General features: G+C 39.0%; 4 protein-coding genes. 2 read left to right on the top strand and 2 right to left on the bottom strand.

The window, feature by feature from the left end; translation table 11 throughout:
- Positions 1-2461 (bottom strand): beta strand repeat-containing protein (locus AC1DQW_RS27070; protein ID WP_477456907.1); only part of this gene is annotated, 2461 nt, incomplete at its 3' end.
- 514 nt (positions 2462-2975) lie between these two features.
- Positions 2976-4481, bottom strand: a complete 1506-nt coding sequence (locus AC1DQW_RS27065) for an ATP-binding cassette domain-containing protein (RefSeq protein ID WP_477456906.1) — start codon at positions 4479-4481, stop codon at positions 2976-2978.
- Between the two features lie 251 nt (positions 4482-4732).
- Here AC1DQW_RS27065 and AC1DQW_RS27060 point away from each other — a divergent pair, with 251 nt between their 5' ends.
- The gene (locus AC1DQW_RS27060) at positions 4733-4900 is read left to right on the top strand and encodes a hypothetical protein (protein ID WP_477408555.1); all 168 of its coding nucleotides are present in this window, start codon (positions 4733-4735) and stop codon (positions 4898-4900) included.
- Between the two features lie 92 nt (positions 4901-4992).
- Entirely contained in the window at positions 4993-5448 is a 456-nt protein-coding gene (locus AC1DQW_RS27055; protein WP_477456905.1) for a PA2169 family four-helix-bundle protein, read from the top strand.
- The last annotated feature ends 12 nt before the right edge of the window (positions 5449-5460 follow it).

The following is a 5460-nucleotide window of genomic DNA, read 5'->3' as shown; positions in this document are numbered from 1 at the left end:
CTCTGACACCCTGCCTATAATCGGGAAAATGTTTAACCGCACAACGTACCCTATCAGCAGAAAAACTTGACATCATTACCTGGGGGCTATTTCCATCCAGATCTCTTGCATCACCTATCTGAAAGTTTTTTGACCACTGGCCGCCAAAATAAATGCCGCAGTAATTATAAACCGCAGTATCTTTTTCCATCTTCATATAAAAACCTGTAAGGCCGGCATCTATGGCTTGCGTCGCAGTATTGACTGCTAAAGTTTTGAAACTTTTTGACATTGCGCCGGGTTCATTGGCTACTATCTGCCCGCTTTTTGGGGCCGACATAATTAGCCCCGTACCAGTCAACTGCGTTGTAGGCGTTTTTTCGCCTTCTTTAAAAGTTAAAGATTTACCTGTACCTGTTGCATGAACAAAAAAACCCTCTCCGCTTACAGCATAACCCTGCATCGGTGCCGATGTGCCACTTGGCGTATAAGCTATAAAAGCTTGTGAAGGATAATTTTTTGCTGCTAATACATATATGTTGTCAATATTGCCGGTGTTATCGGTTAAAACCGTTTGCAGGTTAATAGTAGATGCATACGGATTACCAACCATGTTAATACCCGCCATTGTAGTACCTAAAGCGGCAGTATATGATAACTTGCCGGAAACACCACCTGTGGGCGCGTGCCATAAGGCAACTGTTACATTTTGCTGGTTAATATAGCCATGTGCGGTAATAGTTGCATCGGCAGGCGGCGTGCTTGCCGATGCGTTGGTGCGGCTGCTTGGGCCGATGAAAAATAACTGAAAGGAATTACCTACAGGTAAAGCAAGGTTGGTTGTACCGTCAGAAATATCGATAGTATTGGTAGTTGCCGTAACGAAGACACCATTTGTAGGGCTGATTTTTGTTACCCCTATATTTCTGCCTGCATTATACGCGGTATTATTAGTCGCTTTTCTTTCGTCCCAAATACTAACAGTAGGGCCAACACTGGTTATGCTAAAGCCCGCAGCGGTACCTGCTACACCTCCTGTGTAAGCGCCGGTGTAAGTGATGCCATTAAAAGTGTGATCTTTTAAGTAAGTTAAACCAAAGGTGTTAGTTAAAGCTGATGTTGCACTTGTTTGGTTAACGGGCGAAGATAACATACGATAGCCCCTGTTTGAGGCTAAGCTTCCACCAGTTATAAAGCGTTCTGTATTAAATAAACCTACCAAGAATGAACCTACACCAACGTTTCCAATTGCGGCTGAACCATTAGCATCAGATTGTAAGGTAAATGTCCCGGAAGAATTTGTGATTTTTATCGGGTTTGTTGAATCAGTACCATTAGGATAAATAATTGATGTTGAACCTAAGGTAAAAGTGCCGGTATTTACTATTGAAGTATTACCAGAGCTCGCCCCCTGACCACTAATTGTAATTACACATGGTGAACCGGAAGTGCCGGCTTTAAATATTCCAGCATTACTTATGTAGTTTTGATAACCAGACATAGTAATTGTGGAGCTATTATTGATGGTAAAAGTGGCATTAGTTGAATTTGTAATGTTTACTGTGTTACTACTATTCATATTTACTGCACATTGACTTAAGGAAACAGCTGCAGTTGATCCCGAATTACTTATCGCAGCGGATTGCCCGGTTAAATTAAAAGTTGAAGATGTGGCTGTAAAAGTATTAGTATTGGAAATTGTTGTGTTGTTTTTAGAAAGGTTAAAGGTTGAGGACGTTGCGGTAAATGTTCCAGAATTATTTAAAACACTCGGCTGACTTGTTAGGCCAATAGTGGAAGATGTTATACTAAAGGATCCGGAATTTGTTATTGTAACGTTTGTAGAAGATGCACTTGGAATTAAAAAACCTGTATAAGTTGCAGTTATAGTCCCACTATTTGTAAATGATCCTAAATAAACAAAATTTACTGTAATTCCTGATGAAGAGGTTCCATTAAAATTTAGCGTTCCGTAATTTGTAATTGTACCACTATTCGAATTATAATTAATAACAGAGCCCGCCGCATAGTTTACCGTTGGCTGCGTGCTTCCGCTTGAACTACCAAATGTTAAACTACCCTGATAAGTAAATGAAGTTGTTCCACTTATGTTAATTGTGCCTCCACCAAGGAATGTAATCCCAGCAACTCCTAAATAGTTGTTTCCGGTTGTTATCCCTCCGGTATTTAATGTTACGCCACTATTAATGGTGATTGCAACATTTGCTAAACTTGCTGATTGAATACTGCTTAATGAGTTAGGTAGGTTGCCACTCAGTGTCGGTGAACTGAGGTATATTAAGGGAAAAATTGCAATGTCTCCGGTCCCACTACCGGGATAACCTGATAGAACTCCCCAATTTAATGGATTTGTCCATGAAGTACTTGTACCGCCTATCCATGTATATGTAGTTGCCCTGGCATTTTTTATACCAAAGCATAAAGAAAATACTATAAAGCAAAAAAATAAACGTGTTTTCAAATGAATGGGTTTTAATTGGACTGTGGCAAAAATGATGCTAATGAAATTTTACCTATAAAAATACATAAATTATTAATAATTAAGCTGTTTAAATATAAATATCGTAATAAAATGAGGTAAAAATTAAAATACTCTTAATTTTATATTTTCCTAAAAGTTATTATTGTTTACCCATAGTGGGGAATTATTTCCTTGAAAAAAACTATATTTTTGACGTTTTCACATCTATTAAAAATTGAGCGTATTAGTTACTTAAATTAATTGGAAGGTTAATGGTAAAAGGAGCACGCGAAACGGTTTGGAAGAAGGGAAAATTAGTAAAACAGGAGGACCGGAAGTGTTTCGCAGTGTGCCGGGGTGGATTTGTACGCCCGATTTGGACCCTGTCTTTCTCTTTCGGTGCTATTAAGTGATCTGGGTTTTTGCTCGAAAGATGTGGCAACAGTATGCTAAAAGTATCGTTTTGATTTCGAAACAGGATTTTAAAAAATTTGTTCTCCGTGGTATTTATAAATTATCCAACTATCCTTCCATTATCTAACCGCAATACCTTAGTAACACTATTTGGTATTTCGTGCTGGTAATGAGTTACATAAATAAGGGTTACATTGCTGAGGCTACAAATAGTATCAACCAGTTTTTTAAAATGAAGTTGCTGGTGGTCGTCCATACCCTGGCAGGGTTCATCAAAAATTAGTAAGGAAGGATTTTTTATTAACGCGCGGGCCAGCAGGCATAAACGCTGGGCGCTGGCCGGTATGTTTTTTAACAGGTGACGTGCGTGCTGATCAATTTCAAGCGCTTTCATCCAGCGGAGGGCTACATCGGTACGTTCCTTATTACTTGGCCTGAACAGGCCAAGTGTATCATAATATCCCGATTCGATCACCTGGAGGCAGCTGTTATCCGTAGGGAAGTATTGGTGAAGCTCGGGCGATACAAAACCTATCTTCTTTTTTATATCCCAGATGCTTTCGCCGGTGCCCCGCTTTTTATCAAAAAGAATAACACTGTTTGCATAGGCCTGCGGGTTATCGCCATTAATTAAACTCAATAGCGTTGACTTGCCTGCTCCGTTTGGCCCAAGCAGCGCCCATCTGTCGCCGGTTTTAATTTCCCAGTCTACATTGTTCAGTATTACTTTATTGCCATATTGGATATGCACCCTTTCCATTTTCACAATTTGGTTGTATGTAATGGGGGGCTTATTAATGTTAAGTAGCGCACTTAGTTCGGTAATATCTATATTATCGGGAACTTCCTGGTTAAATTGGCTGGGATCGAAATTAGCCTTGGTGGTTTCATGGATAATGGCGCCATTATTTAAAACAGCAATATGTGTAATAGCGTCAGGAATTTCGTGTACCGATGTAGCAATAATGAGATTGATACCCGATGATGTGATTTGCTCAATAACGCCGTTAAACTCTTGCCGGGTTTTTACATCAAGCCCGGTTAGCGGGTTATCCAATAATAGCAATACCGGGTTTTTTAGCAAGGCAGCTGCCAGCATAAGGCGTTTAGTTTCGCCGTTTGAAAGTTTTATTAATTGTTTATCGCGCAGTTGCCGCAGGTTGAGGAGGTTAAGCACTTTGTTGGGTGTCCACCAGGTGTTGGCGTGGGGTGTATTATTAACAAACAATAAATAATCATCAACACTCAAAGCATCCTCCGAATCGGAGGAGTTATAGCGTTGCTGGTAATAAAAATCGGTAGTGTTTGATAAATTATGGAAGTGATGCCTGGGTTCGACAAGAGCTATCAGTTTTGTTTTAACACTAATGCCATCGGCCGTGGGTAATTTGTGTAAAAGCTCATCTTCAAAATGCCAGGTAACGCTGCCGCCTGTGATATTAAAGCGGCCGGCTATGGTTTGCAGTAAAGCACTTTTGCCCGAGCCGCTTGGGCCTATAAGTGCCCAGTTTTCACCTTTATTTATTTTGAAGTTAAGATCCCTGAACAAAGTACTGTTCAAAAATCTTACTGTCGCATTGTTTATCGAAAAAAGTAATTTACCCATAGCCTCTTTAGTAGCGGGCAAAATTAGTCATACTTAACATGTTTTTTGATTTGAATTGAGGGTTTAACAATGTATATTCTGCTATACATTGTTTTAATAGGTTTATAACAAAGTTTAGCTTGTTTATTTAGTAACAACGTGTCCGGCTCTGGAAAAAACTGTTTATAGTAAAAAGGCCTGATTGTTGTATTTATTCATGCAACACAGAGCACAATTATTTTCGCCTCTGCAAATAAACTAAAAACATCATTATGAAAAACGCGCATTTATTATTGATCGTGCTGGTCATGTTTGCTTTAAGTGGCTGCTCGGTAATTGAAGGAATATTTAAGGCTGGTGCCATTGTGGGTATTATAGCAGTGATTGTAGTTATATTGATTGTTGTATGGCTGATCTCTCTGTTCAGGGGAAAATCGTAAAGAAACGGGTTTTAAGGAGGTGATTGATATGTTTTAATTAGTTAAACAAATTAACTATTAGTATGTTTATTGGAATAAAAACATTAATTACCATGGAAAATTCAAAAGCAACTGCAGAAGTTTTAAATGATTTAATCCAGATAAATAACGACCGTATCGAAGGGTACAAGCGCGCTCTTAAAGATCTGAAGGATGATGAGACAGATTTGAGATTACTTTTCCTTAGCCTGATTGACAGTAGCAATCGTTATAAAAACGAATTAGGTAAAGAGGTTGAAGTTTTGGGTGAAGACATTGAAACCAGTACTACAACGAGTGGCAAAATTCACCGCTCCTGGTTAGATGTTAAGGCTGCCTTTACTGCTCATGATACACATGATATTTTAGAAGAATGCGAGTACGGCGAAGATGCAATTGTAAAAGCATATAAAATGGCTTTAAATGAAGAATACATTCCCGCCTTTTTACGCGAGATAATTATCAGGCAACAGGATGAAGTGCTTGATGCACACGATGAGATTAAAGCTTTGCGTGATAATGTTCATTGAATATAATAGGAT

Source organism: Mucilaginibacter sp. P5_A4 (genome assembly GCF_056400605.1).
The sequence above is the reverse complement of the archived record's forward strand: the minus strand, read 5'-3'. Positions and strand labels throughout refer to the sequence as shown.